This is a genomic window from Bradyrhizobium sp. MI1.3 (assembly GCF_055811695.1).
In genome coordinates this window covers 14,288-39,421 of sequence record NZ_JBVVPQ010000026.1, presented here as the reverse complement: position 1 = coordinate 39,421, position 25,134 = coordinate 14,288, and the positions used below count along the sequence as shown (strand labels likewise).

At 64.6% G+C, this 25,134-nt stretch carries 23 protein-coding genes; 7 read left to right on the top strand and 16 right to left on the bottom strand.

The window, feature by feature from the left end; genetic code table 11:
• The first annotated feature begins 91 nt into the window (after positions 1-91).
• On the top strand, positions 92-1,294 hold the full coding sequence (locus tag AC0L3A_RS20170; RefSeq protein WP_473255064.1) for an MFS transporter: 1,203 nt from the start codon (positions 92-94) through the stop codon (positions 1,292-1,294).
• Here the strand turns inward: AC0L3A_RS20170 and ccoS are convergent.
• From ccoS to AC0L3A_RS20120, 10 genes are all read right to left on the bottom strand, one after another.
• Positions 1,291-1,458 carry a cbb3-type cytochrome oxidase assembly protein CcoS gene (gene ccoS / locus AC0L3A_RS20165; RefSeq protein WP_007594007.1) on the bottom strand — a complete coding sequence of 56 codons (168 nt, stop codon included), beginning with the start codon at positions 1,456-1,458 and terminating at the stop codon, positions 1,291-1,293. The genes AC0L3A_RS20170 and ccoS overlap by 4 nt on opposite strands.
• Positions 1,458-3,650, bottom strand: a complete 2,193-nt coding sequence (locus tag AC0L3A_RS20160; RefSeq protein WP_473255063.1) for a cation-translocating P-type ATPase — start codon at positions 3,648-3,650, stop codon at positions 1,458-1,460. Before AC0L3A_RS20160 ends, ccoS begins: the two co-directional genes overlap by 1 nt.
• A gap of 11 nt (positions 3,651-3,661) precedes the next feature.
• Positions 3,662-4,147: a FixH family protein gene (locus AC0L3A_RS20155; protein ID WP_219682755.1), complete on the bottom strand. Its 486-nt coding sequence runs from the start codon at positions 4,145-4,147 to the stop codon at positions 3,662-3,664.
• A gap of 15 nt (positions 4,148-4,162) precedes the next feature.
• Positions 4,163-5,629, bottom strand: coding sequence for a cytochrome c oxidase accessory protein CcoG (ccoG, locus tag AC0L3A_RS20150; protein WP_007594014.1), 1,467 nt, complete (start codon positions 5,627-5,629; stop codon positions 4,163-4,165).
• Between the two features lie 111 nt (positions 5,630-5,740).
• Entirely contained in the window at positions 5,741-6,616 is an 876-nt protein-coding gene (ccoP, locus tag AC0L3A_RS20145; RefSeq protein ID WP_473255061.1) for a cytochrome-c oxidase, cbb3-type subunit III, read from the bottom strand.
• A gap of 6 nt (positions 6,617-6,622) precedes the next feature.
• Positions 6,623-6,787 carry a CcoQ/FixQ family Cbb3-type cytochrome c oxidase assembly chaperone gene (locus AC0L3A_RS20140; RefSeq protein WP_007594016.1) on the bottom strand — a complete coding sequence of 55 codons (165 nt, stop codon included), beginning with the start codon at positions 6,785-6,787 and terminating at the stop codon, positions 6,623-6,625.
• Positions 6,788-6,799: 12 nt separating this feature from the next.
• On the bottom strand, positions 6,800-7,534 hold the full coding sequence (gene ccoO / locus AC0L3A_RS20135; protein ID WP_007594017.1) for a cytochrome-c oxidase, cbb3-type subunit II: 735 nt from the start codon (positions 7,532-7,534) through the stop codon (positions 6,800-6,802).
• A gap of 10 nt (positions 7,535-7,544) precedes the next feature.
• Positions 7,545-9,194, bottom strand: coding sequence for a cytochrome-c oxidase, cbb3-type subunit I (gene ccoN, locus AC0L3A_RS20130; protein ID WP_007594018.1), 1,650 nt, complete (start codon positions 9,192-9,194; stop codon positions 7,545-7,547).
• A gap of 344 nt (positions 9,195-9,538) precedes the next feature.
• Positions 9,539-9,964: a CBS domain-containing protein gene (locus tag AC0L3A_RS20125; RefSeq protein WP_007594019.1), complete on the bottom strand. Its 426-nt coding sequence runs from the start codon at positions 9,962-9,964 to the stop codon at positions 9,539-9,541.
• A gap of 38 nt (positions 9,965-10,002) precedes the next feature.
• Positions 10,003-10,836: a universal stress protein gene (locus AC0L3A_RS20120; protein ID WP_473255060.1), complete on the bottom strand. Its 834-nt coding sequence runs from the start codon at positions 10,834-10,836 to the stop codon at positions 10,003-10,005.
• Between the two features lie 205 nt (positions 10,837-11,041).
• On the opposite strand from AC0L3A_RS20120, the gene fixL reads away from it, so the two are divergent.
• The 4 genes from fixL to AC0L3A_RS20100 all read left to right on the top strand — a co-directional run bounded on the left by fixL (position 11,042) and on the right by AC0L3A_RS20100 (position 14,466).
• On the top strand, positions 11,042-12,559 hold the full coding sequence (fixL, locus tag AC0L3A_RS20115; protein WP_007594022.1) for a sensor protein FixL: 1,518 nt from the start codon (positions 11,042-11,044) through the stop codon (positions 12,557-12,559).
• 3 nt (positions 12,560-12,562) lie between these two features.
• Complete coding sequence (gene fixJ, locus AC0L3A_RS20110) at positions 12,563-13,180, top strand: response regulator FixJ (RefSeq protein WP_007594024.1); 618 nt, start codon at positions 12,563-12,565, stop codon at positions 13,178-13,180.
• 58 nt (positions 13,181-13,238) lie between these two features.
• Positions 13,239-13,661: a response regulator gene (locus AC0L3A_RS20105; protein WP_035993149.1), complete on the top strand. Its 423-nt coding sequence runs from the start codon at positions 13,239-13,241 to the stop codon at positions 13,659-13,661.
• Between the two features lie 103 nt (positions 13,662-13,764).
• The gene (locus AC0L3A_RS20100) at positions 13,765-14,466 is read left to right on the top strand and encodes a helix-turn-helix domain-containing protein (RefSeq protein ID WP_473255059.1); all 702 of its coding nucleotides are present in this window, start codon (positions 13,765-13,767) and stop codon (positions 14,464-14,466) included.
• Positions 14,467-14,505: 39 nt separating this feature from the next.
• On the opposite strand, the gene AC0L3A_RS20095 is transcribed toward AC0L3A_RS20100, so the two are convergent.
• Genes AC0L3A_RS20095 through AC0L3A_RS20080 form a run of 4 tightly spaced genes read right to left on the bottom strand, consistent with a single transcriptional unit; the run spans position 14,506 to position 20,411 of the window.
• Positions 14,506-15,819, bottom strand: coding sequence for an MFS transporter (locus AC0L3A_RS20095; RefSeq protein WP_219682760.1), 1,314 nt, complete (start codon positions 15,817-15,819; stop codon positions 14,506-14,508).
• 23 nt (positions 15,820-15,842) lie between these two features.
• Positions 15,843-16,364, bottom strand: a complete 522-nt coding sequence (locus tag AC0L3A_RS20090) for a PRC-barrel domain-containing protein (protein ID WP_219682761.1) — start codon at positions 16,362-16,364, stop codon at positions 15,843-15,845.
• Between the two features lie 22 nt (positions 16,365-16,386).
• Positions 16,387-18,591, bottom strand: a complete 2,205-nt coding sequence (locus AC0L3A_RS20085; RefSeq protein ID WP_473255058.1) for an amylo-alpha-1,6-glucosidase — start codon at positions 18,589-18,591, stop codon at positions 16,387-16,389.
• Positions 18,592-18,647: 56 nt separating this feature from the next.
• The gene (locus tag AC0L3A_RS20080) at positions 18,648-20,411 is read right to left on the bottom strand and encodes an ABC transporter ATP-binding protein (protein ID WP_473255057.1); all 1,764 of its coding nucleotides are present in this window, start codon (positions 20,409-20,411) and stop codon (positions 18,648-18,650) included.
• Here AC0L3A_RS20080 and AC0L3A_RS20075 point away from each other — a divergent pair.
• Positions 20,334-20,579: a hypothetical protein gene (locus tag AC0L3A_RS20075; RefSeq protein WP_354127791.1), complete on the top strand. Its 246-nt coding sequence runs from the start codon at positions 20,334-20,336 to the stop codon at positions 20,577-20,579. The two genes, AC0L3A_RS20080 and AC0L3A_RS20075, sit on opposite strands and share 78 nt — an antisense overlap.
• Before the next feature lie 110 nt (positions 20,580-20,689).
• On the top strand, positions 20,690-21,760 hold the full coding sequence (locus AC0L3A_RS20070; RefSeq protein ID WP_007594036.1) for a glycosyltransferase family 4 protein: 1,071 nt from the start codon (positions 20,690-20,692) through the stop codon (positions 21,758-21,760).
• 133 nt (positions 21,761-21,893) lie between these two features.
• Here AC0L3A_RS20070 and AC0L3A_RS20065 read toward each other — a convergent pair whose 3' ends face one another.
• Entirely contained in the window at positions 21,894-23,828 is a 1,935-nt protein-coding gene (locus tag AC0L3A_RS20065; RefSeq protein ID WP_473255056.1) for an alkyl/aryl-sulfatase, read from the bottom strand.
• Between the two features lie 66 nt (positions 23,829-23,894).
• The gene (locus AC0L3A_RS20060; RefSeq protein WP_473255055.1) at positions 23,895-25,061 is read right to left on the bottom strand and encodes a diguanylate cyclase domain-containing protein; all 1,167 of its coding nucleotides are present in this window, start codon (positions 25,059-25,061) and stop codon (positions 23,895-23,897) included.
• Positions 25,062-25,134: the final 73 nt, after the last annotated feature.

The following is a 25,134-nucleotide window of genomic DNA, read 5'->3' as shown; positions in this document are numbered from 1 at the left end:
GACCCCAGCGCACGCGTGGCGGAATGTGGCGCCCGGGATCCCCATGCTGCCCCGCATGCGGGCGCCACATTCATCACAAGGAAGGCCTGCCATGACCGATCTTTCCGCGCCGATCAAACCGACCGCGATGACGATGGACGCGCATTCACCAGGTCTCGCGCTTCGCTCCCTCGTGATCGGCCTCACTGCCTTCCTCACCGTCGTCGACCTGTTCGCGACACAGGCAATCCTGCCTTCGCTGACACGTCACTACGGTGTCACACCAGCGGCGATGAGCTTGGCGGTCAACGCCAGCACGTTCGGCATGGCCGTCGCAGGCCTCGTCGTCGGCTTTCTCAGCCCGCACATCGACAGGCGGATCGGCATCCTGCTCAGCCTGACCCTGCTCGCGATTCCGACGAGCCTGCTGGCGACTGCGCCCAATCTTGCCGTCTTCACCGGCCTGCGGGTCGCGCAGGGCCTCTGCATGGCATCCGCCTTCGCATTGACATTGGCTCATCTCGGCGAGCAATGCAGCGCAATGGATTCCGGCGGCGCCTTTGCCGCCTACATCACGGGAAACGTCGCCAGCAATTTCGTTGGCCGGCTGGTCTCGGCCGCGATCGCCGATAGCCTTGGCCTGGCATGGAATTTCTATTTCTTCGCAGTCCTCAATCTCGCTGGCGCGGCACTGGTCTATTTCACCATTGCGCGCGTACAGCCGACGCGTGCAACGACGTCGACAGCATCGGCGTTTGCCGCGACGATCGCGCAGTGGCAGGACCCAGGGCTCCGTGCAGCCTACGGCATCGGCTTCTGCATCCTGTTCGCATTCATCGGCACCTTCACATTCGTCAATTTCGTTCTGGTTCGCTCACCGCTGTCGCTGGGCATGATGGACCTCGGCTTCGTTTACTTCGTCTTCCTGCCTTCGGTGGTCACGACGTTGCTGGCCGGCAAAGTGGCGTCGCGCCTCGGAACGCGTCCGACGATCTGGGGCTCGCTCGCGACCGCCGGGATCGGCTTGCCGCTGATGCTGGCCCCACACCTGGGCGCGGTCCTCGCCGGGATGGTTCTGGTCGGAATCGGCACCTTTTCCGCGCAAGCGGCTGCGACAGGATTCGTCGGACAGGCTGCGGCTGAAAACCGCGGCATCGCCAGCGGCACCTATCTCGCCTGCTATTTCTGCGGCGGGCTCATCGGCACCGCCGTCCTCGGCCGGCTGTTCGACGCGTATGGCTGGCATGCCTGCGTGGCCGGGGTGGGCCTGGCGCTCGCGGTCGCGGCCCTGCTGACGCTCGCCTTGAAGCGCTAGCGCTTGGCCGGCGCTTCCTGCGGCGGCTCGTCGTCGGCGATGGCGCGCCAGGCGGCGCCGTCGAGATCGTCGTACTGGCCGCTCCGGAGCGACCAGAGGAAGGCGGCGAGACCGGCGAGACCGAGCATCAGCGCCAGCGGCACCAGGATGACCAGGATTTCCATCACGCGATCTCCCGCGAGGCGCTGCGCGCGCGCAGCGAATTCAGCATCACCAGGATCGAGGATCCGCTCATGGCGGCAGCCGCGATCAGGGGCGTCACGACGCCGCTGATCGCCACCGGCACCGCGAGGACATTGTAGCCGATCGCAAGCCAGAGATTTTGCCGCATCAAGTGCAGCGCCTTGCGCGAAGCGTCGATGGCGGCGACGACCGGGGCCAGCGGCCGGCCGAGGAAGACGAGATCGGCGGTCGCCTGGCTCAAATGCGCGGCCGAGATCGGCGACATCGAGACGTGCGCTGCCGCCAGCGAGGGCGCATCGTTCATGCCGTCGCCGACCATCAGGACCTTCATGCCCCTCTGCTTCAAGACCTCGATCCGCGCGATCTTGTCGGCTGGGGTCACCCCGGCGCGCCATTCCGAGATGCCCAGCGCGTGGGCCGCCGCGATCACCGCCGGTTCACGGTCGCCGGAGAGAATCTCGATGCCGATATTGCGCGCCTTCAGCGCTGCGATCACAGCCTGCGCATCGGGACGGAGGCCCTGGCGCACAGAGAGGATGAATTTATCGCCGCCCTTGCTGAAAGCCACGACGGAGGCTTCGGGATCGAGATTTGTCACGACGGACACCAGCGTCTCGGCGCCGCAGAAGGACGGACGGCCAAGGCGAATCTCGATGCCATCGACCACAGCGCGCACGCCCTGGCCGGCTTCCTCTACCGCGCTGACGATCGGCGATCTGGCGTCGGAGGCCTGCGCGACGGCGGCGGCGACCGGATGATGGCTCGACAGCGCGAGCCGTCCGGCAAGCTCGAAGACATCAGCGGGGATATCGGCGGCGTTCATCACGTCGAGATCGGGCAGCGTCAACGTCCCGGTCTTGTCGAAGATGACGTGATCGGCTTCTGCGAGACGCTCGATGGCATCGCCCGAATTGAGCAGTACGCCCGATCTGAACATTGCGCCCGAGGCGATCGTCTGCACCGTCGGAATGGCGAGCCCGAGCGCGCAGGGACAGGTGATGATCAGCACCGCGACGCCGGTCACGATCGCATCATGCCAGCCGGCGCCCGCGATGACCCAGCCGAGGATGGTGACGAGCGCGGTGGCATGCACCACGGGCGCATAGAGTCGCGAGGCGCGGTCTGCGAGCCGCATGTAGCGCGAGCGCGCCTGCAGCGCGTTGTCGAGCAGCCGCGTGATCTCGGCGAGCAGCGTCGCCTCGGAGGCCGCCGAGACCCGCACCCGCAAGCTGCCCGAGATGTTCATCGATCCCGCATAGACCGGCGTGCCCTGGCCTGCCGTGACGTAGAGCGTCTCGCCGGTGATCAGGCTCTGGTCGATTTCGGAACGGCCCTCGATCACGGTGCCGTCGACCGCGCAGCGCTCGCCGGGTCGCAGCAGCACGATGTCGCCGGGATAGATCGCGGCCACCGGCACTTGAGATATCTCGCCAGGCCCGACGAACTTGGCCGCGGTCTCCGCCTTGAGCGCGGCGAGATTGCCCGCGACCGCGCGGGTCCGCCGCCGCACGTTCTGGTCGAGGAAGCGGCCGACCAGGAGGAAAGTGAGCAGCATGATCGCCGCGTCGAAATAGGCATGCTCGGCGTGATGGATGGTTTCGACCACGGACATGCCGAGCGCCAGCGTCACGCCGATCGAGATCGGGACGTCCATATTGGTGGTCTTGGCCGACAGCGCGCGCCAGGCCGAGCGGAAGAACGGCTGGCCGGCATAGGCCGCCGCCGGCAGTGCGATCAGCGCCGATAGCCAGTGGAAGAAATCGCGCTGCTCCGGCAGCATGTCCGAGACGTTGCCGGACCACACCGGGATCGATAGCATCATCACGTTCATGGTGGCGAACGCGGCGACGCCGAGGCAACGCAGCAGGAAGCGCGATTCGGCGACCTCGGTCGCCTCCGCGCTCTCGGTCTCGTAAGGATAGGCCTTGTAGCCGAGCTCTTCGAGGCGATCGATGAAGCGTGCCGGATCGAGCGTGCCCGCCTTCCATTCCAGCGCAACGCGCCGGTCGGTGAGGTTCACGCGCGCCAGCGTGACGTCGGGAATCGCGGACAGCCCGCGCTCGATCTTGGCCATGCATCCGGCGCAGTGAACGCCCTCGACCGCGAGATCGATGTGCTGGACGCCCTCGCCCGCAGTCCGGACGTAATGCGAAAAGTCGCGCGAGACGTGCATGGCAAAATCCTTCAGTTCAGGATCACGCGGTTGCGCGACATGAACACGCGCGCTCCCCGCGTCTCGCCCTCGATCACCAGGTCCCACTGGCCCGGTGCGACCGATGCGGCATTGCCGCGATAGAGCCCGATGCCGGCCTCCGAGAGCTCGATTGCGAGATCGGCGCGCTTGTCGGTCGGCCGCTCCAGGCGGCCGCCGAATTTCAGTCCGGCGATCGGCTGGCCGCTCGCGTCGCGCGCCTCGACCTGAAGCACGGCGCCACCATCGGCGCGGCGCTCGACATGGGCATTGACCTTCCATTTGCGCGCGGCCTGGTCCTGCGCCGCCGAAATTTCGCGATCATAGGTCAGGCCCGCGGCATAGGGACTGTCGACGTCCGTGCCTGGCAGCGTCGCGATCGCGAGCTTCATCATGGTCACGTTGACGCCGATCACGACGCCGAAGAAGGCGACCAGCATCAGAAACACCTTGGTTCCGGTCAGCGGCTTGGTTGCCATGGCGAACTCCTGATCCTAGGGCGCGACGAAATTGTCGGTGGCGCTGGCGACTTCGCCGAGACCGATATCGGTGACGTGAAAGCGAACCGGGATCGACTTTTCCGGATTGCCCTCGACCGGCGCGGTCACGAGCACCCGCAGCTCGCTGGTGGAGTCGCGCGGAACCACGATCATCGGCCGGTCCTGCGTCACGGAATCGATCCCGATGACATGGATCGTCGCATTAACCGGACCGCTCGCGTCGATCGCAATGACGCGGTCGTAGCCGCTCTTGTTGAGCAACCGCACCGTGTAGGCGTTGCGGACCGAGCCGTCGCTGAGCCTGACCGCGACCGGGTTGCGGTCGTGCAGCACGTTGACGTCGAGGAGGCTGCGGGTCGCCAGCGTATAGATCATGATGCCACCGACCGCCGCGATGATCGCGCTGTAGGCGACGGTGCGAGCCCGGACAATGCGGTAGACCGGCGCCTTGCCTTCCTGGCGGCGCTGGATGTTGACGTCGTTGTCGTAGCCGATCAGCCGCTTCGGCCGGCCGATCTTGGTCATCACGTTGTCGCAGGCGTCGATGCAGAGCCCGCACTGGATGCATTCGAGCTGCGGTCCATTACGGATGTCGATGCCGGTCGGACACACGGCGACGCATTGATAACAGTCGACGCAGTCGCCGACTTGCTCGCCGAGCGCGCGCAGCTCGGCCGCCTTCTTGACCGACGTACGCTTCTCGCCGCGATCGTAACGATAGGTCACGTTGAGCGCCCATTCGTCGGTGAGCGCGGCCTGGATCCGCGGCCACGGGCACATATAGGTGCAGACCTGCTCGCGCATGAAGCCGGCGAGCACGTAGGTCGTCGCGGTCAGGATGCCGATCCAGATATAGGCGATCATCGGCGCCTGGAAGGTGACGAGTTCCCTGACCAGCGTCGGTGCGTCGTTGAAATAGAGCACCCATGCGCCGCCGGTCCACCACCCGATCAAGAGCCAAATCGAATGCTTGAGCACGATCTCGGAGATGCGCTCCAGCTTCATCGGGTCGGACGATTTGTCCTTCTTCATCCGCTCGCGCCGGTCGCCCTCGATCAGACGCTCGACCGCATAGAACAGGTCCGTCCACACGGTCTGCGGACAGAGATAGCCGCACCAGATGCGGCCGCCGACCGAGTTCATCAGGAATAGCGCCACCGCGGCGACGATCAGCAGGCCGGTGAAGTAGTAGACCTCCTGCGGCCACAGCTCGATGAAGAAGAAATAGAAGCGGCTGTTGGGAAGATCGATCAGCACCGCTTGGCTCGGAGCACCGAGGCCGCGGTTCCAGCGCACGAACGGCAGGAAGTAGTAGACGCCGAGGCAGAACGCCATCAGGCCCCATTTGATCCGGCGGAAGGTGCCGGAGATGCTCTGGGGATAGACTTTCTTCTGGGCCACATAGAGCGGCCCGTTGTCATCGTCTAATGGGAGCTCTTTTGGGTTCACGGTCCTGTTCATCGCCTGCAGCTTTTCGGGAGGTGCGATAAAACCTAGACCCGACGCCGCCGCGTCAGTTGATCCAGCGCAAGCGGGAGCGTTTTTTGTTCGCCCCCGCTTGTTCCCAATTGGCTATTTTCCGCCGCCCAGCGAGTGGACGTAAACTGCCATCGCCTTGATGGTGGCGGGATCGAGCCGCCCTTCCCAGGCCGGCATCACGCCCGCGCGGCCCTGGCTGATGGTCTCGATCAGCGTCGCCTCGTCCGAACCATAGAGCCAGATCTTGTCGGTCAAATTGGGGGCGCCCATCTCCGGGTTGCCCTTGCCGCCGTCGCCATGGCAGGCGACGCAATTCTCCGCGAAGATCTTCTCGCCCTTGGCCGCGTCATAGCCCTTGCGGGTCGGAAGGCCCGACAGTGCCCGGACATAGTTGGCGGCCGTGACGATCTCCTCCGGCTTCAGCACGCCGTCCTTGCCGAATGCGAGCATCTGGCCTTCATGCGTCTTGGCGTGGCCGGAACGTGCGCCGAACTGGATGGTCTGCATGATCTGGTCGAGCGTGCCGCCCCACAGCCAGTCGTCGTCGTTCAGGTTCGGATAGCCCTTGGCACCCGCGCCGCCTGAGCCGTGACACGGCGCGCAATTGTCGCCGAACACGGTCTTGCCCTTGGCGCGGGCGAGCGCTAGCAGCGCCGGGTCCTTCTCGATCTCGACGAGCGAGGCCGCGCCCAAGGCAACCATCTTGGCTCCGCGGATCTTCTCGAGGTTGGCGAGCTCGACCGCGACGTCGGCGCGCGTCGAGTAGCCGAACAGGCCCGTGGTATTGCTCGAGATCAGCGGCCAGGCCGGATACACGATCCAGTAGCCGACCGCCCAGACGATGGTGAGGTAGAAGGTGATTACCCACCAGCGCGGCAGCGGCGTGTTGAGCTCCTTGATGCCGTCCCACTCATGTCCGGTCGTGGACCTGCCGGAGACGGGATCGATGTCGCTATGATGATCGGTCATGATCTCTTACTCCTCCCGCAACGGCAGGTGTGCCGCTTCGTCGAAAGCTGCCTTGTTACGGGGCCAGAATGCGTAGGCGATGATCGCGACAAAGATCGCGACGAACACCGGCGTCCAGATCGTGGTCACGAGACCGGACGCGAGATTGTCGAGGGTCAGGATGGCTTTCATCGTTGTGCCTTCTCAGCGAAGATTGGCTTTCTCGTTGTAGATCTTGAAGTCGACCAGCGTGCCGAGCATCTGGAGATAGGCGATCAGCGCGTCCATCTCGGTCGGCGTGCCGGCCTTGCCGTCGAAGTTGCGCACCACGGCCTTTGCGTAGCGCTTGGTGAAAGCGTCGGAGCCGGCATTGTCAGGATCGGCCTGGGCCTTCATGTCGGCGCCCGCATTGGCGATCTGGTCGTCGGTGTAGGGCGTGCCGACGGTCCGCAGCGTGCGCATGTGGTCGGCGATCGTGTCCGGATCGACCTCGGTCTGGCTCAGGAACGGATAGCCGGGCATCACCGACTGCGGCACGATTGCGCGCGGGTTGGTCAGGTGGGTGACGTGCCAGTCGTCGGAATATTTGGCGCCGACGCGGGCAAGATCGGGACCGGTGCGCTTCGAGCCCCACTGGAACGGATGGTCGTACATGCTCTCGGCGGCCAGCGAGAAATGGCCGTAGCGCTCGACCTCGTCGCGCAAGGGCCGGATCATCTGCGAATGGCAGAGATAGCAGCCTTCGCGGATGTAGACGTTGCGCCCGGCGAGCTCCAGCGGCGTATACGGCCTGATCCCGTCGACCGCCTCGATCGTGCTCTTGAGGTAGAACAGCGGGGTGATCTCGACGAGACCGCCGATCGCGATCACCAGCAGGATGCCGACGATCAGGATGATCGAGTTCTTTTCGAAGATTTGGTGGCGTGTCCAGAACGACATGGAAAACTCCTCATTCCGCCGGCTGAAGAGCGACGGGCATCTGGACTTCCTGTTCGCCGACGCGAACGGTCATCCAGAGATTGTAGGCCATGATCAACGCGCCGATCAGGAACAGCCCGCCGCCGGCAGCGCGGATGATGTAGAAGGGATGCATCGCTTCGACGGTCTCGATGAAGGAATATTCGAGGAAGCCGAGCGAGGTGTAGGCGCGCCACATCAGGCCCTGGAGGATGCCGGACACCCACATCGCCGAGATGTAGAGGACGATGCCAAGCGTCGCGATCCAGAAGTGCCAGTTGACGAGCTTAAGGCTGTAGAGGCCCTTGCGATTCCAGATCCAGGGCACCAGGCAGTAGAGCGCGCCGAAGGAGACGAAACCGACCCAGCCGAGCGCGCCGGAATGCACGTGGCCGATGGTCCAGTCGGTGTAGTGGCTGAGCGAGTTGACCACCTTGATCGACATCATCGGGCCTTCGAAGGTCGACATGCCGTAGAAGGCGACGGAGACCACGAGCATGCGCAGCACGGGATCGGTGCGCAGCTTGTCCCAGGCGCCCGACAGCGTCATCAGGCCGTTGATCATGCCGCCCCAGGACGGCATCCACAGCATGATGGAGAAGGTCATGCCGAGCGTCTGGGTCCAGTCCGGCAACGCCGTGTAATGCAGATGGTGCGGGCCGGCCCAGATGTAGAGGAAGATCAGCGCCCAGAAGTGGATGATCGAGAGGCGGTACGAATAGATCGGCCGCTCGGCCCGCTTGGGGATGAAGTAGTACATGATGGCGAGGAAGCCGGCGGTCAGGAAGAAGCCGACCGCGTTGTGGCCGTACCACCACTGGAACATGGCGTCCTGGATGCCGCCCCAGGCGATGTAGGATTTCGAGCCGAACACCGAAACTGGCAGAGCCGGGTTGTTACCGAGATGCAAGACCGCAATCGTCACGATGAAAGCGAGATAGAACCAGTTCGCGACGAAGATGTGCGGTTCCTTGCGCTTGATGATCGTGGCAAGGAAGACCAGCAGATAGGTGACCCAGACGATGGTCAGCCACAGATCGGCGTACCATTCCGGCTCGGCATATTCCTTCGACTGGGTGACGCCGAGCAGATAGCCGGTGCCGGCGATCAGGATGAAGAAATTGTAGCCGACGACGACGAACCATGGCGCGAGATCGCCTGCAAGCCGAACGCGGCAGCTCTTCTGGACGACGTAGAAGGAGGTCGCGATCAGGACGTTGCCGCCGAAGGCAAAGATCACTGCGGACGTGTGCAGCGGACGCAGGCGGCCGAAGCTGGTCCAGGGCAGATCGAAGTTCAGCGCCGGCCACGCCAGTTGCGAGGCGATGATGAGGCCGACGAGAAAGCCGGCAATGCCCCAGAACATCGCCATGACGGAGGAGAACTTGATGGGGCCCATGTTGTAATTGGGCCGGCCGCTGATCTCTGCAGGCGGCAACGCCGCCGGTCGATCGAGATAACGGTTGATGATGCAGAAGACCGCCGCGAGGCTCGCCGCCGCGCTCAGCGCGGCATGGAAGGCGAAGGGCGCATCGAGCGCCTTGGCCGAGGCAATCACGCAGAGGAAGGCGGTGACCGCGAACACGACAGCCAGGCCGCTTTCACCTGACGTCATGGACTTGGAGATGGAGGGCTGGCTCATGCGGATTCTCTCTGAAAGAACACAGGGCCAGAAACCACATTCGCCCTCGCGGGGAATTGATTGAAATCAAGCTATGTGGATTTCTGTTAATGTGAGGCGGTTGTTAAAGTGCCCTATCCCCTTGTGGGAGAGGGCAGCGAGGACCATGCCGCGCACTCACTTGGGTGAGGGGTTGGTCCCGCACGAAGACTCTTTCGGTGGAGAAAACCCCTCATCCGGCGCCATAGCCGAAGCTTCGCTTCGGCGTTCTTAAGAACGGCGGCCGAAGGCCGCCTATGCCACCTTCTCCCACAAGGGGAGAAGGGAAGAAAAAGACTCTCCCGTAATTATGGAGCCGACAATTCTCACTCCCGCGCCGTCGCCTTGAGTGCCGTGATGACGTCCTCGCGCGCGACGATACCGACCAGCTTCTGCGCGCCGTCGAGCACGATGATGCTCCTGATGCGGTGCTCGACCATGATCTGGAGCACGCGCGTCAGCCGCGTGTCGGGGCTGACATAGATAAAGTCGGGCGTCATGACGTCGCCGATTTTGCGGCTCATCAGGTCGTGGTAGCGCGGCAGCATCTGGCTCGGCGTGAAGGCGAAGCACTTCAGGATGTCGAACTTGGTGACGATGCCGACGACCTGCCCGTCGTCCTCGACGGGATAGGAATTGAAATCATCGCGTTCGAACATCTCGCTGAGCGCGAGCAGGTCGAGGTCGCGCCTCACCGTCCTGACGTCGTGCGTCATGTAGCCGTCGACGGTCTGTTCAAGGAATCTGTACACGGCGCGTCCTCTTTGATTCGTCTTGCATCGCTCCCGCGTCAGTGCGACAGCAGCACGCAGCGGGCAGATTGAGTGACCAGATATTGGGTGACGCCGCCGAGGATCAGTTCGCGGAAGCGCGAATGACCGTAGGCACCGGCGACAATCAGACTGGCGCCGACATCGCCGGCAATTTTCTCCAGTTGCCCGGCGACGGTTTCGTTCCGGGCCGCTTCGGAAACGCGCGCGATCGCGGTCACGCCGTGGCGGGCAAGCCACGCCGTCACGTCGGTTACGCCAGCGACCGCGGCAGGGCGGTCGTCGTCGCCTTCGGGAATTGCGAGGACGGTGACCTCCCTGGCCTTGCGTAGTATCGGCAGCGCATCGGCGAGCGCCCGCCGCGCTTCCGGCGTATCCTTCCACGCGACCAGGACGCTGCGCAGATCGAGCCAGTTGACCCCGTCAGGCACGACCAGGATCGGCCGGCCGGCCTGCATCACCAGATCCTTGGGGCTCGCGAGCGCGAAGGCGTCGGAGAAGGCCGGGCTCTGGCCGCCGGTGACGACGATGTCGGCGCAACGCGCCTGAGTGAACGTAAAGCGCGCCGGGAAATCCATGGCGCTGCGCCATTCCACATGTCCGCCGCGATTCCGGATCGCGGCGCGGAATTGCGCCTCGAGCTCGCCCAGGCGTCGCTTGACCGAGGCTTCCCCCTCATCGATCAGTGCCTGCGCTGCAGTGCCATCGCTGAAATAGAGCGGCGGGGCGAATTGCGCCGAAGCAACGCCGATGATCGACGCCTCAAATCGTTCGGCAAGCTCGCCCGCGACCTGAAGCCGCGCCTCGTTGGGCTGATCGAGCGCCAGGCTGACCATCACGGTCGCGTATGTCATCGAGATTCTCCGAAGCAATGGGCTTTGATCCGATCGTAAGCCGGCCGCTGCCTGGCAGGATGAGATAGATCAAAACCTTGGATCACCGCGCCGGCCTGAAATCTGCCAATGGTATAAGACATCGGAACTTGCCTCTGGCCCCTCCTTGGGTACATTGCCGACGGTAACGCTGTGCGGTTCCCCGCATCAGAATGGGAGTGATCGTTTGGCGCCGACCCGTGTGATTCATCCGCAAGATGACGGCCGGGGCGAACATTTCCGCGTTCGAATCGAAGGATTTGGCGTCGGGACCTGGGATCTCGATCTCACGACACTGGAATTGGAGTGGTCGGAGACGGCCAGAAGCCTATTCGGAATCGAATCTGGCCAATCGGTGAGTTACGCGCTGTTCCTGTCCCGGCTGGAGCCGAACGACCGCGAGCGGATCGAGATCGCGATCCGGCGCGTCTCCGAACGGGGCGGCAGCTTCGACGTGTCGTTCAGGGTCGCGGGGGCGTCGGGCAGAGCGCAGTGGATTCGCGCCCGCGCGGGGCTGATTCGAGACGACGCCGGCGCCGCTCGACATCTCAGCGGCATCTTTCTTGACGTCGATGAGGAGAAGCAGGTCGAGGAAACCCTGCGCACCCGCGAGAGTCACCTCCGCTCGATCCTCCAGACGATTCCCGATGCCATGATCGTCATCGACGGCCATGGCATCATCCAGCTCTTCAGCACGGCGGCGGAGCGCCTGTTCGGCTGGGTCGAGTCGGAGGCGATCGGGCAGAACGTCCGCATCCTGATGCCGGAGCCCGACAGCTCACGTCACGACGGCTACATCGCGCGCTACCGGACCACCAGCGACCCACACATCATCGGCATCGGTCGCATCGTGACCGGCAAGCGCCGCGACGGCACGACCTTTCCGATGCACCTGTCGATCGGCGAGATGCAGTCGGGCGGCGAGCCCTATTTTACCGGCTTCGTCCGCGATCTGACCGAGCATCAGAAAACCCAGACGCGGCTCCAGGAATTGCAATCCGAGCTCGTCCATGTCTCGCGATTGAGCGCGATGGGCGAAATGGCGTCCGCGCTCGCCCACGAGCTGAACCAGCCGCTGGCAGCGATCAGCAACTACATGAAGGGGTCGCGGCGGTTGCTCGCCGGAAGCCAGGATCCGAATGCGCCGAAGATCGAGAGCGCGCTGGACCGCGCCGCCGAACAGGCGCTGCGCGCCGGCCAGATCATCCGGCGCTTGCGCGACTTCGTCTCCCGCGGCGAATCGGAGAAACGGGTCGAGAGTCTGTCCAGACTGATCGAAGAGGCCGGCGCCCTCGGGCTGGCAGGCGCGCGCGAGCAGGATGTGCAGCTCCGTTTCGGCCTCAATCCAAATGCCGATCTCGTGCTCGCCGACCGGGTGCAAATCCAGCAGGTGCTGGTCAACCTGTTCCGCAACGCGCTGGAAGCGATGGCGCAGTCGCCACGGCGCGAGCTCGTCGTCACCAACACCCGCGCCGCCGACGACATGATCGAGATCGAGGTCTCCGACACCGGCTCCGGCTTCCAGGACGACGTCATGCCAAACCTGTTTCAGACTTTTTTCACAACCAAGGACACCGGTATGGGCGTGGGACTGTCCATCAGCCGCTCGATCATCGAGGCTCACGGCGGCCGGATGTGGGCCGAGAGCAACGCATCGGGTGGGGCGACATTCCGCTTCACGTTGCCGGCAGCCGACGAGAACTGATCCATGACGACCAAGGGAATCATCTACGTCATTGACGACGACGAGGCGATGCGGGATTCGCTGAATTTCCTGCTGGATTCAGCTGGCTTCGGCGTCACACTGTTCGACAACGCGCAGAGTTTTCTCGACGCCCTGCCCGGCCTCGCCTTCGGCTGCGTCGTCTCCGACGTGCGGATGCCCGGTATCGACGGGATCGAGCTTCTCAAGCGGCTGAAGGCGCAGCGCAGCCGGTTTCCAATCCTGATCATGACCGGCCATGGCGACGTGCCGCTCGCGGTCGAGGCGATGAAACTCGGTGCCATGGATTTCCTGGAAAAGCCGTTCGAAGATGACCGCCTCGTCGCCATGATCGAATCCGCGATCCGCGAGGGCGAGCCGGCGGCCAGGAACGAGGCCGTGGCCCAGGACCTCGCCGCTCGCGTCGCTTCCCTAAGCCCCAGGGAGCGCCAGGTCATGGAGGGGCTGATCGCGGGCCTCTCCAACAAGCTGATCGCCCGCGAGTACGACATCAGCCCGCGCACCATCGAGGTCTACCGGGCCAACGTGATGACCAAGATGCAGGCCAACAGCCTGTCGGAGCTGGTCCGGCTGGCGATGCGCGCCGGAATGCTCAACGATTGAAGTCACCAGGATTGAGGCAAGTCAAAACCGGTCGCTCGCCCTGTGCTACCAGATCGGAATGATTGCGATCAGCTCCCATCCTGAGCGGCTCCCGATGTCGTCACCCGCGAAACCAACCGTCTATGTGGTGGACGACGACGCTGCCGTGCTGGGCTCCCTGCGCTTCCTGTTGGAAACCGACGGCTTTGCCGTGCGGACCTTCAGGAACGCCACGGCGCTGCTCAATGCGGCGAGCCCGTCCGGTGCAGACTGTTACGTGATCGACTACAAGATGCCCGATATCAACGGTATCGAGCTGGCCGGGCGGCTGCGCCTTTCCGAAGGCGGTACCCCGGTGATCCTGATCACCGGCTATCCCGACCCGAATATCTCGGCCCGGGCGGCGGCCGCAGGCGTGAACGAGGTAATTCTGAAGCCGCTTCTGGACGAAAACCTGGTCAAACGCATTCGCCACGCCATCCAGAACCGGGTCCATAGCTGACCTACGGGATTCTACGTAAGGCACCCCCCTTAAGATATCTCGCGAAATTTTCGAGGCACCCGATACCGCGTACCAAAGCGTCATCACAACGGAGATGGCGCAGATGCTGACCCAGACGATCAACACCCAGGCGATCAAGACCCAGATCAACGGCAGCAAGATCGCCCCGGGCCATCCCGTCTCCGACCAGTTCGGTGCGATTGCCGGCCATGTCGGTCTCGTTGCCACCGAGTTCTCCTACCGCAAGGAAGAGGAGATCTATGGCGAGGACGAGCCGGCCGAGTATGTCTATCAGGTCGTCACCGGCGCCGTGCGCAGCTACAAGCTTCTCTCCGATGGCCGCCGCCAGATCGGCTCCTTCCACCTTCCCGGCGACGTATTCGGCCTCGAATCCGGCACCACCCACCGCCTTGCTGCTGAAGCTATCATCGACACCACGGTGCGCCTCGTGAAGCGCGCGAGCCTCGAGAAGGCCGCAGCCACCGACGTCCAGGTCGCCCGCAAGCTCTGGGCCATGACCGCCGGTGAGCTTCGCCACGCCGAAGACCACATGCTGCTGCTGGGCCGCAAGACCGCGATGGAGCGCGTCGCAACCTTCCTGCTCGAAATGGACCGCCGCCTCGCGGTTGCCGGCATGATGGCGCTGCCGATGTGCCGCCGCGACATCGGCGACTATCTCGGTCTCACGCTCGAGACCGTCTCGCGCGCGCTGTCACTGCTTCACGCCCAAGGCATTCTCGGCTTCTCCGGCGCCCGCCAGATCGTGTTGCGCAACCGCGCACGCCTGCACAATCTCGACGCCTGATCTCCTCTCTCCCACCCGCTCATGGCCGGCTGAATTGGTTCAGCCGGCCATTTCTTTTGCTGCGATCATGCCCTTGCGCCGCGTCTCCGGCATCACAAGCAGAATAAGCAGAAGTCCCGTCGCCGCGACGCCGGACAATCCGGTGAACGCCATGGCATTGCCGAATTTATCGCTGACATAGCCGCCAAGCGCGGTGCTCATCGACGCGCCGATGCCCATCGCCGTGCCGACGATGCCCTGCGCGAGGTTGAAATGGCCGCTGCCGAAGGCGACGTCGGCCACGATCAACGGGATCATCACCGCGAACACCGCCGCGGTGAGGCCGTCGAACACCTGCACCAGCACCAGCAGATACGGATCGCGCACGGTCGCGAACAAGAGACCGCGAATCGTCAGCGCCGCGAATCCGATCAGCAGCAGCGGCCTGCGGCCCCATGCTTGCGCCTTGCGCCCTACGCTCGGCGACAGCAGCGCCACGATCGCCTGCGGCACGACGATGCAAAACGCGACGAGCACCGTCGCCCACTCGCTCGATCGCGCCGTCACCGCGCTTGCCATCAGCGGCATCATCGAGGCGTTCGCGAGCTGCAACAAGAGCACGCTGAGCGCGAAGACAATGAGCGGCCGCTGCCGGATCAAGTGCCAGATATTGGTGTCGCCGCGATCCTCCGCCTCGCGCGGCATCTCGCCGTGACAGCGTGCGATGTCGACCTCGTGCTCGCGGATGCGAGAGAGGGCGATCAAGGTGGGGATTGCGAGCAGGAAGGTGACCAGGAACACCGAGCGGCTCGACAGCAGATAGCCGGCCGTTCCCATCACCGCGGCCGCAACACCGTTGCCAAGCGAGGCAAAGCGCGCGTTGCGGCCAAGACGCTCGCCGATCGCGAGCGGGCCGACCAGACCGAGACTGATTGCCGCGATCGCCGGTCCGAGCACGCAGCTCGCGGCGGCGTGCAAGGTGGCCGCAGCCACCACCACGGGGAAGATCGGCATCGCCGCATAGGCGAGCGCGCAGCAGCCGATGGTGGCGATGGCGAGGCCTGCGACCAGTCGCTCGGATTTCGCGGCATCGATGATGGCGCCGCCCGGCATCTGGCCGATCAAGGCAACGATGCCGCCGATCGACAGCACGAGGCCGATCTCGACCTGGGTCCATTTCTGGGTCGTCAGATAAACCGCGATGAACGGCCCGAATCCGGTCTGCACGTCGGCGAGGAAGAAGATGAACCAGTCGAGGCCGCGCAGACTCTGGCGCGACGGCGCCGGAATGCCGGCAGGCGACGGCGTGGAAACGTTGTCCTGCTCAACGCGGCCCTCGCGATCCGCATGATTCGGCTTCCTCGACAACAGCACCGGCGGCCATCCCTCCCCGCGCCTCACTGAACAGCTTGCAGCGGCTGCAGGCTGCCGGACGCGCCGAGCACCACCATCGGCGTGTCCTCCTTGTATTCCGGCGCGGCTGCGACCTGTGCCTTGGTCAATTCCAGCGTGATGCTGTCCTTCTTGTTGACGATCTTGCCGAACCGCATCGCGTTCCAGTCCACCACGATCTTGCGGCTGCCGACGCCGAGGAAGCCGCCGAAATCGATCACGGCGGCGCGCACGTGCCCGCTCCGATCGACGATGACGTCGACGATGCGGCCCATGTCCTCGTTCGCCGCGCTGAGCACGTCACGGCCAAGCACACCGTGCGCATCGCTCGCGCCGATGATCGTGACCGACGGTGGTGGCGCGGCATTCTTGGGCGTGACGGGGACCGATGACGCCGGCGGCTGCGCCGTCGGCGGTGCATTCGCTTCAGTCGCGGGTGCGGGCGACTCCTCCGCGGCACGTGACACGGCGAGCGTCATCCCGCAGACGATCACGACGCCCAGGGCCAACCATCCGGCGGTACGCATGCACCCTCCTCCCGGCGCGCCGCTAGCGCGCCAGCACGATCGAGACCTGGATCTGGCCACGCGTGCGCAACACTTCCAGCGCCACGTCATCGCCATGGCGGCTGACGCGCAGGTCCACGCTGGACTCGCCCAGACGCAGATCGCGCAAAATCACCTCGTGCAGAAACGCCGGCAGATGCGGATTGCGCAGCCGGATCTCGCCGCGGTCCACGTCGAACTCGATGCCCAGCGCCGCCTCCAATAGCGTGAACGCCGTTGCGCTGGCCCAGGCCTGCGGCGCGCAGGCGACCGGATAGAGCGTCGGGCCGCGCCGCTTTTCGCGCCGGAAACCGCAGAACAATTCGGGCAAGCGGCGCAGGTCCATGTAAGTCGCGGCGTCGAACAATCCCTTGAAGACATGCGCGACCGAATGCTTGAGCCCGTAGCGCGCGAGCCCGAGCGCGATCAGCGCATTGTCGTGCGGCCAGATCGACCCGTCATGATAGGACATCGGGTTGTATCGCACCTCGCCGACAGCGACGGTGCGGATGCCCCAGCCCGAGAAGAAATGCGGCCGCATCAAATCGGCGGCGACGAGGCGCGCGCGGTCCTCGCGGATCATGCCGCTGAACAGGATCTGGCCGGCGTTCGAGGTCCGCACCTTGCAGGGCCGCTTCTTGCCGTCGAGCGCAAGCGCATAGGTGCCGAGCTCCTCGCACCAGAACGCGGTCTCGAAACGCTCGGCCAGCGCCTTGGCTTCGGCCTCGAGCTTCCTGGCGAGATCAGGCTTGCCGAGCCGGAGCGCGCAGCGCGCGGCGAGCCGCTTGGCGGCAAAGACGTAACCTTGCACTTCGGCCAGCGCGAGATTGCCTTCCGCAAGCTGGCCATCGGCATGGAAGATCGCGTCGTAGGAATCCTTCCAGCCCTGGTTGGCGAGGCCCTTTTCCGTGGCGCGCTGATATTCGACGAAGCCGTCCTTGTCGGGGTCACCGGGGCCGTCGATCCAGGCCAACCCCGCTTCGATGGCCGGCCACAGCTCGGTCAATGTCTTCTCGTCGCCGGTGCGTTCGAAATAGCTTCCTGCCAGCAGGACGAACAAGGCCGTGGAATCGACGCTGCCGTAATATTGCGCGAACGGTACCTCCCGCAGCGCCGCCATCTCGCCGCCGCGCATCTCGTGCAGGATCTTGCCCGGCGCGGCATCGGCGAGCGGATCGACCGCCTTGGCCTGGAAATGGGCGAGCCGCCGCAGCACGCCCTTGGCGATCCGCGGATCGACCCACAGCATCTGCAACGCGGTGATCAGCCCGTCACGGCCGAACGTCGTCGAGTACCAGGGAATCCCCGCATAGGGATAGCGGCCTTGCGGCGTCTCCGTCATCAGCATGTTGAGGTCGGCCATGGCCTGGCACAGCACCTCGTTGAAGATGTTGTTGGAGGTCTCGATGCTGGCGGCGCCCATCGTCGATCGGCGCATCTCGCGGCGGTGGGCGAGCAGGCTTCTGAAAAAGCGCGCCGGCTTCTCCGCGACCGGCCGGTTGCAGGATACGGCCACGAACAGGGATTTCGACTCATGCGGGTCGAGTTCGAGCTGCCAGGTCGCGGCGTTCACCGACAACTTGGTCGGGCGCGGATCGAAATGCAGGCCCGTGGTGCGCTCGGCGTCATCAAGACCGCGGTAGTCGAACAGCACGTCGGTCGGTGCCAACAGCCGGCTCGAGCCGATGCCGCGGCGCGGGCGCCGCTCGCCGCGGACTTCGAACAGATCGGCGAAGTCGTTATCGAACAGCAGCGTCAGCGCGAAGCCGGCCGGGCGGTCGCCGTGGTTCTGCACGCCGATGCGCTGATAGGCGGTGCCGCGCCACAGGAAGATCGTGCGCACGATGTGCAGCAGGTCCTTTTGCAGCACGAGGCTGCCCTGCCGGTAGATGTCCGGATTGGTGAGATCGACGGTCAGGGCTGAATTGTCGTCGCGCAGGTTCGAGCCCAGCAGCAGCGGCTGGAGATCGTCGAGCACGAGCTCGAGCCTCGCAAGGTAGCGCGTGTCGTGGTGGAACAGGCCATCGGGCCCGCCAGCCGAAGCGCCGATGTCGCCATGGCTGTCGAGCACGATAAAGGTGTCGTCGTGCTTGAGCGAACGCCGCGGCCGCGCCGACGGTCCCGTCATCGGAATATAGAAAGGCTGCTCCGCGACCTGGTCCACGGTCCGCGTCACGGAGACGAATTGGGTAACGGCTTCAGCCGACATCAGCAGCTCCCCTGCGCTTGTTTCGACACGCAACCGACTCGAACGCGACTGTTGGTTTACGCGGCGGCTTGGGCGAGCCGGCTCATTTCCTGCGTGACCAGCTCACGATAGGGACCGTGGCCCTGCATCAGACGCTCGGGCGACCCGTCCTCGATGATCTTACCACCCCTCAACACGACCACGCGATCGAAATTGCGCAGGGTCGCGAGGCGGTGGGCGATCGCGATGACGGTGCGGCCGCGCATCAGCCGCGACAACGCCTCACGGATCGCCTCCTCGGATTCGCTGTCGAGCGCGGCGGTCGCCTCGTCCAGCAGCAGGATCGGCGCGTCCTTCAGGAAGGCGCGCGCGATCGCGATGCGCTGGCGCTGACCGCCGGACATCTTGACACCGCGGTCGCCGACCATGGTGTCGAGACCGCCAGACAGGCTTTCGACGAAATCGCAGCGCGCCGCAATCGCGGCACGCAGCACCTCGTCGTCGGTCGCGTTCGGGCGGCCATAGCGGATGTTCTCGCGAATCGAGCGGTGGAACAGCGAGATGTCCTGCGGCACGACGGAGATCGCCTCGCGCAGACTCTGCTGCGTCACCTTGGAAATGTCCTGGCCGTCGATGGTGATGCTGCCCTCGTCGGTATCGTAGAAGCGCTGGAGCAGCGTGAACAGCGTCGACTTGCCGCCGCCGGACTGGCCGACCAGGCCGACGCGCTGGCCGGGTTGCAGGCGCAGGCTGAAGCGCTCGAAGATCTTTTCGCCGCCGGGATAGCCGAAGGTGACATTGTTGAACGCGATCGCGGCGCCGCTCTTCACCAGCGGCTCGGCCTCGGGGTGGTCGCGTAATTCATGCGGCACCAGCAGCGTGGCGATCGCCTCGGTCAGCCGCGCAACGTGCTGGGTGACGTCGACCAGCGCCACCGCGAGATCGCGCGTCGCGTTCAGAATGGAGAGACCGAGGGTGCAGACCAGCACGACGTCGCCCGTGGTCGCCCGGCCATCCTGCCAGAGCATGATCGCCCAGGCCATCAGGGCAATCGTGAGCACGACAGTGACGCCGGCATGGATAAGCCGCAGCTTCTCCAGATAGCGCAGGCTGCGGCCGCGCGCGGTGAGCTCCCGGTTCACAGTCGCGTCGAACCGCTCATGCTCGTGCCCGATGCCGCAGAAGGCGCGCACCAGCGGCATGTTGCTGATGACGTCGATCATCTCGCCGTCGACGACAGCGGCCTTGTCGGCGAAGTCGTCATGCAGCGGCTTTCCCGCGGCAGCGAGACGGAACATCGCAAGCACCATCCCGCCGGCAATCACCATCAGGCCGAGTGCCATGTAAGGGCTGACGGTTCCAATCAGCGCGATGGCCGCAACCGTCGCGATGCACGGCGGCAACACATTCCAGACGAACATGTTTTCGACCGTGAACACCGCATTCGACGTCGCCGTGATGCGGCTCGTCAGCATGCCGGGCATGCGGTCGGAGAAGTAGCTCGGCGCGTGGCCGGTCAGATGACGAAATATGTCACGACGTAAATCACCCGTGACACGGACGAAGGTGAAGCTGGCCGTCCAGCTCGCGATCCGCCAAAGGAAATTGTCGGCGGCGATCAGCGCCATGAGGAAAATGAATGCCAGCCATACGTTCCCACCATGCGAAGCGCCGGCCGACAGACTGTCGACGAGGGATTTGACGCCGTACTGCGTGCCTACGGAGCAGGCAACGGCCGCCACCACAGCCGTCAGGATCACAAGATGCGACGCGAGCCGACGCCGAAGATAGCGCAAAACAAAGGCAAACGGCCGGTGCGCATACCCAGAAAGATGATCCATGTGACTATTGACCCCGTCGTGATGATTCAAACTTTTGTTGTTAGCCGACTGAACATCGACCACTTCGCCTCGGTTCCCGGGCACACTCATCACGACATGCGGATGCGGGCGTTCTGCGAAGATGTGATGGCAGCATCGCGACGGGCATCCGACGTGTCGAATAAGTAACGTTCGGAAGGAGGAACTTCGCAAGTGCGGGAACGTTCCCTTGACTGGCGTGCCGGTGCTGAACAGGCGGGGGCTTTCTACAATCATGATCGCACAGAGGAGATGGTGAGATGCGCATCGCGCAGGTAGCTCCGTTGACGGAGGCTGTTCCACCCAAGCTGTATGGCGGCACCGAGCGGGTGGTGCATTGGTTGACGGAAGAGCTGGTGGCCCTTGGGCACGATGTGACGCTGTTCGCGAGCGGCGACTCGCAAACCTCGGCAAAGCTGGATGCGCTGTGGCCGCGGGCGCTCCGCCTCGACGGTTCCGTGCGCGATCCCAATGCGCTGCACATGGTGATGCTGGAGCGGGTGCGGCAGAAATGTGACGACGAGGAGTTCGACTTCCTCCACTTCCATCTCGATTATTATCCGTGGTCGCTGTTCTACCGGCAGCCGACGCCGTTCCTGACCACGCTGCACGGCCGGCTCGACCTGCCGGAGCATCAGCCGGTCTTCAACACCTTCTCGAAGGTCCCCGTCATCTCGATCTCGAACGCGCAGCGCCGGCCGGTGCCGCAGGCCAATTGGGTGAGGACGATCCACCACGGCCTGCCCGAGAACCTGCTGACGCCGAAGCCGGCGAAACAGGAATACCTCGCCGTGCTCGGCCGCATCGCGCCGGAAAAGGGCGTCGACCGCGCCATCAAGATCGCGACGCATTGCGGCATTCCGCTCAAGATCGCCGCCAAGGTCGATCGTGCTGACCAGGATTACTATGACGAGCTGATCCGGCCGATGATCGAGAACAATCCGCTGGTGGAATTCATCGGCGAGATCAGCGATCACGAGAAGTCGGACTTTTTGAGCGGCGCGCTCGGCCTCTTGTTGCCGATCGACTGGCCGGAGCCGTTCGGCCTGGTGATGATCGAAGCCATGGCCTGCGGAACGCCGGTCATCGCCTTCAACCGCGGCTCGGTGCCGGAGATCATCGACGAGGGCCTCACCGGCTTCGTCGTCGAGGACGTCCTCAGCGCAGCCGGCGTCGTCGGTCGCCTGTCGCAACTCGACCGCTCCGTCATCCGCAAGCAATTCGAGACGCGCTTCACGGCGCGGCGGATGGCGCTGGATTATCTCGCGGCCTATCGGAGCCTTGGCGAGGAACAGGCGCCGCGGATCAAGCTGGTGAGCAGCGCGGAGTAGCCGCTGTCATGCCCCGCGCTGGCGGGGCATCCAGTACGCCGCGGCAGCAGTTTGCTCACGCAACTCCCGCCGCGGAGTACTGGATCGTCCGGTCAAGCCGGACGATGACAGTGGGAACGCGGTGACGGCTGCCCTACCTCACCACCGCCCGCTTCGGCTCGACGATCTCGAACATGCGCGGGAATTCGTCCATCAGGCCCATCAGCTCGGCCAGGCGCATCGGGTTGCCGGCGAATTTGACCTTGCCGGCGGTCACGGCCTCCGGGAAGCTGGTCAGTTTTGCGATCACCTCATCGAGCGTCGACCGCGCGAGCGTGAAGCTGGCATCGGCATTGTCCGCCTGCATGCCCTCCGTGTAGGTGAGCGCGCAGTTCTCCAGATTGAGCACGAAGGTCTCGCCGGTGTCGGAGAAGCTCCAGTTCAGCACGATGTGCTTTCCTTCCGCCTTGGGTCCGTTGAGGCGGATGCCGAGCACGTCCCAGAGCTGTGAGGTACGCAGCGCCGCCAGCGTCTCGCGCGGCATCGGCGGGCGTGCCGGCACCTTCGGCATGCCCTGGCGCAATTCCTGCGCGCCGAACAGATAGGCATTGCGCCAGGTCGCGCTTTCAGCGGCATAGCCGAGCTGCTCCAACGTATCCGCCAGCAACGCACGCGCAGCCTGATTGTCCGGCTCGGCAAAGACGAGATGGCCGAGCGCCTGCGCCACGAAGCGGAATTCGCCCTTGTCGAAATCGACACGCGCCCGCGCGAGGATGGCGTCGGCGCCGCCCATGTACTCGACATATTTCTTGCCCGACTCCACCGGGGGCAGCGGATCGAGATTGACCGGATTGGCGTCGTACCAGCCCAGGTATTTTTGATAGATCGCCTTCACATTATGCCGGATGTGGCCGTAATAGCCGCGGCCGTGCCAGGCGCCCTCGAGGCTGTTGGGCAGCTGGATCGTTTCGGCGATCTCGGCCGCGGTGAGGCCGTGGTTCATCAGGCGGATGGTCTGGTCATGCGCGAACTTATAGAGGTCGCGCTGCTGGCGGATCATCGTGCCGATGCGTTCGTGTCCCCACACCGGCCAGTGATGCTGGCCGCACATCGCCTCCGCCTTGCCATCCCAGAGCTGCAAGGCCTCGCCCAGATATTTCGACCAGGCCAGCGCGTCGCGCACGTCGGCGCCGCGGAACGGCAGCAGATTGTGGAAATTGTGGGTGCAGTTCTCGGCCAGGTTCAACAGCTTGTAGCGCGGGATGAAGAAATGCATCTCCGCCGGCGCTTCGCTGTTCGGCGCCATCTGGAATTCGAATTCGACACCGTCGATCACGCGACGGTCGCCGGTCGCCATGATCAGATTGGTCGGCCGCAGCAGCGCCACCGAACCTGCCGCCATCGACTTGCCGAGGCCGCAATCGACCTGCCCGCGCACGCCCTTGGCGAGGAGCGGCCCGAACTGGTATTGCGCCCGGCGCAGCATCGCAGGTCCTGCGATGATGTTCTCGGAGACGGCATGCTCCATGAACAAGTTCGGCGCGATGATCGGCACGCGGCCGGTCGCGAGTGCATCCTCCTCGAGCACGCCGCGCGCGCCGCCCCAATGGTCGGTGTGGGTGTGGGTGAAGATCACGGCCGCGACCGGTCGCTGGCCGCGATGCTTGTAGTAGAGATCGAGCGCGGCGCGCGCGCCCTCGATCGAGGTCAGGGTGTCGACGACGATGACGCCGCTGTCGCCTTCGATCAGCGTCATGTTGGCGATGTCGAGCCCGCGCACCTGGTAGATTCCGGGCACGACCTCGAACAGGCCGTGTTGCATGTTGAGCCGCGACTGCCGCCACAGGCTCGGATTGACCGTGGCTGGCGCCTCTTCAGTCGACAGGAAGCCGTAAGGCTCGAGGCTCCAGACCGTCCGCCCTTGCGGATTGGTGATCTCCGCGTTCTCGATCGTGCCGAGGAAGCCGCGCGCGGCGTCGTCGAAATCCCGCGTGTCGGAGAACGGCAGCGCGTTCAGCATCGCTGTTTGCTGCGCGATGACGGATGGCGTTGCGCCCTTCGGCGTGTCGCTGGCTTCGATGCTGCTCATAATGCCCTCCCGGCTCGTCTCTTGGGAGGCATCTAACCGCATCTCGATTGCGGTTCCAACAAGTCCTTACGCAGCCAAACCTCCGGCCACCGGCTTACCGGAGGCGCGCATGTCCGCCGTCCGCAGCTCCCGCGCCAGCACGTAGCCGCCGCCGTCCTGCTTGGCGCGGTACATCGCCCGGTCGGAGCGCGACAACAGCCCCTCCACCGTGCGCCCATCCTGCGGCGCGACAGCAACGCCGACGCTGACGCCGAGCCCGATCACCTGCCCGTCGACATCATAGGGCGCGCTGAGCGATTGCACGATCCGCCGTGCCATCGCTTCCGCATCGGTCGCCGCGCGCTGCACCAGGATGAACTCGTCGCCGCCCATCCGGACCACGAGATCATGAGCTGCGGCAAGCGCCTTGAGCCGCCCGGCCACCTGCTTGAGCAGCGCGTCGCCGACTGGATGGCCGAACCGGTCATTGGCCTCCTTGAAGCGGTCGAGATCGAGCGCGTGGACGGCGATCATGCTGGAATTTCCGTCCGCCAGCATTCGCGGCAGATCCTCCGCCAGCACCGAGCGGTTAAAGACGCCGGTCATCGAGTCCGAGCGCGCGAGCCGCTCGAACTGTCGCTTGAGCGTGATCTGGCTGATCGAGGCATTGAAGCTCAGCCGCACCATCTCGAAGCTGGCGGCCACATACATCAGGATGAGGAGCCCGAGCCCGACATGGCGCAGATCGGGCTGCATGAACGTCACGATCGCGGCGGGCGCGGCGATCGCGACCAGATCGAGCAGTGCTGCGACCGGGCGCAGTGCCAGCCGCGCCACCACGCCGGCACCGAAGCCGAAACCGATGCCGACCGCCATCACGCAGCAGAGCGCGTCGCCGAGCACGATGCTGCGCGCGGCAAACACGCCCAGTACCAAGGCGGTGATGACGGTGCCGGCAATGTACCGCCGTTCCCAGCGCGCGGCCTCGGCCCGATCCAGCCGCGACGGCTGCGTGAGGCGACGGCGGAACGCAGCGATTTCGGACAGACGGATCATGGCCACGACGACACCGGCGACCGTAAGGGCTGCCGTGACCGCGTCACCGGTCTCGTAGGTTGTGATCGCGCCGACCATCACCTGGCAGACGGCGGCGAGAATAGTAGGGATCGTCGTGCCGTGCAGGCCCGTGATCACTTCCATGTAGACGGCATCGGAAATCGACGCCCGTCCGGATTCCATTCTATTGAACAACATGCCAGCCTCATCCGCTCGCATGGTCCTACCGCACATCTGTAAAAATGTGTGCATCGCACAGCGGTGGCATTTG

Excerpts from the sequence above, each read along its gene's own strand:
- AC0L3A_RS20155 (WP_219682755.1), bottom strand. The coding sequence starts at position 4,147 with ATGGCAACCAAGCCGCTGACCGGAACCAAGGTGTTTCTGATGCTGGTC.
- AC0L3A_RS20100 (WP_473255059.1), top strand. The coding sequence starts at position 13,765 with ATGCTGACCCAGACGATCAACACCCAGGCGATCAAGACCCAGATCAAC.
- AC0L3A_RS20080 (WP_473255057.1), bottom strand. The coding sequence starts at position 20,411 with ATGGATCATCTTTCTGGGTATGCGCACCGGCCGTTTGCCTTTGTTTTG.
- AC0L3A_RS20090 (WP_219682761.1), bottom strand. The coding sequence starts at position 16,364 with ATGCGTACCGCCGGATGGTTGGCCCTGGGCGTCGTGATCGTCTGCGGG.
- AC0L3A_RS20075 (WP_354127791.1), top strand. The coding sequence starts at position 20,334 with ATGCGACGCGAGCCGACGCCGAAGATAGCGCAAAACAAAGGCAAACGG.
- AC0L3A_RS20060 (WP_473255055.1), bottom strand. The coding sequence starts at position 25,061 with ATGTTGTTCAATAGAATGGAATCCGGACGGGCGTCGATTTCCGATGCC.
- AC0L3A_RS20065 (WP_473255056.1), bottom strand. The coding sequence starts at position 23,828 with ATGAGCAGCATCGAAGCCAGCGACACGCCGAAGGGCGCAACGCCATCC.
- ccoS (WP_007594007.1), bottom strand. The coding sequence starts at position 1,458 with ATGGAAATCCTGGTCATCCTGGTGCCGCTGGCGCTGATGCTCGGTCTC.
- ccoN (WP_007594018.1), bottom strand. The coding sequence starts at position 9,194 with ATGAGCCAGCCCTCCATCTCCAAGTCCATGACGTCAGGTGAAAGCGGC.
- AC0L3A_RS20120 (WP_473255060.1), bottom strand. The coding sequence starts at position 10,836 with ATGACATACGCGACCGTGATGGTCAGCCTGGCGCTCGATCAGCCCAAC.
- AC0L3A_RS20085 (WP_473255058.1), bottom strand. The coding sequence starts at position 18,591 with ATGTCGGCTGAAGCCGTTACCCAATTCGTCTCCGTGACGCGGACCGTG.
- AC0L3A_RS20070 (WP_007594036.1), top strand. The coding sequence starts at position 20,690 with ATGCGCATCGCGCAGGTAGCTCCGTTGACGGAGGCTGTTCCACCCAAG.
- AC0L3A_RS20170 (WP_473255064.1), top strand. The coding sequence starts at position 92 with ATGACCGATCTTTCCGCGCCGATCAAACCGACCGCGATGACGATGGAC.
- AC0L3A_RS20160 (WP_473255063.1), bottom strand. The coding sequence starts at position 3,650 with ATGCACGTCTCGCGCGACTTTTCGCATTACGTCCGGACTGCGGGCGAG.
- ccoP (WP_473255061.1), bottom strand. The coding sequence starts at position 6,616 with ATGACCGATCATCATAGCGACATCGATCCCGTCTCCGGCAGGTCCACG.
- ccoO (WP_007594017.1), bottom strand. The coding sequence starts at position 7,534 with ATGTCGTTCTGGACACGCCACCAAATCTTCGAAAAGAACTCGATCATC.
- ccoG (WP_007594014.1), bottom strand. The coding sequence starts at position 5,629 with ATGAACAGGACCGTGAACCCAAAAGAGCTCCCATTAGACGATGACAAC.
- AC0L3A_RS20140 (WP_007594016.1), bottom strand. The coding sequence starts at position 6,787 with ATGAAAGCCATCCTGACCCTCGACAATCTCGCGTCCGGTCTCGTGACC.
- fixJ (WP_007594024.1), top strand. The coding sequence starts at position 12,563 with ATGACGACCAAGGGAATCATCTACGTCATTGACGACGACGAGGCGATG.
- AC0L3A_RS20105 (WP_035993149.1), top strand. The coding sequence starts at position 13,239 with ATGATTGCGATCAGCTCCCATCCTGAGCGGCTCCCGATGTCGTCACCC.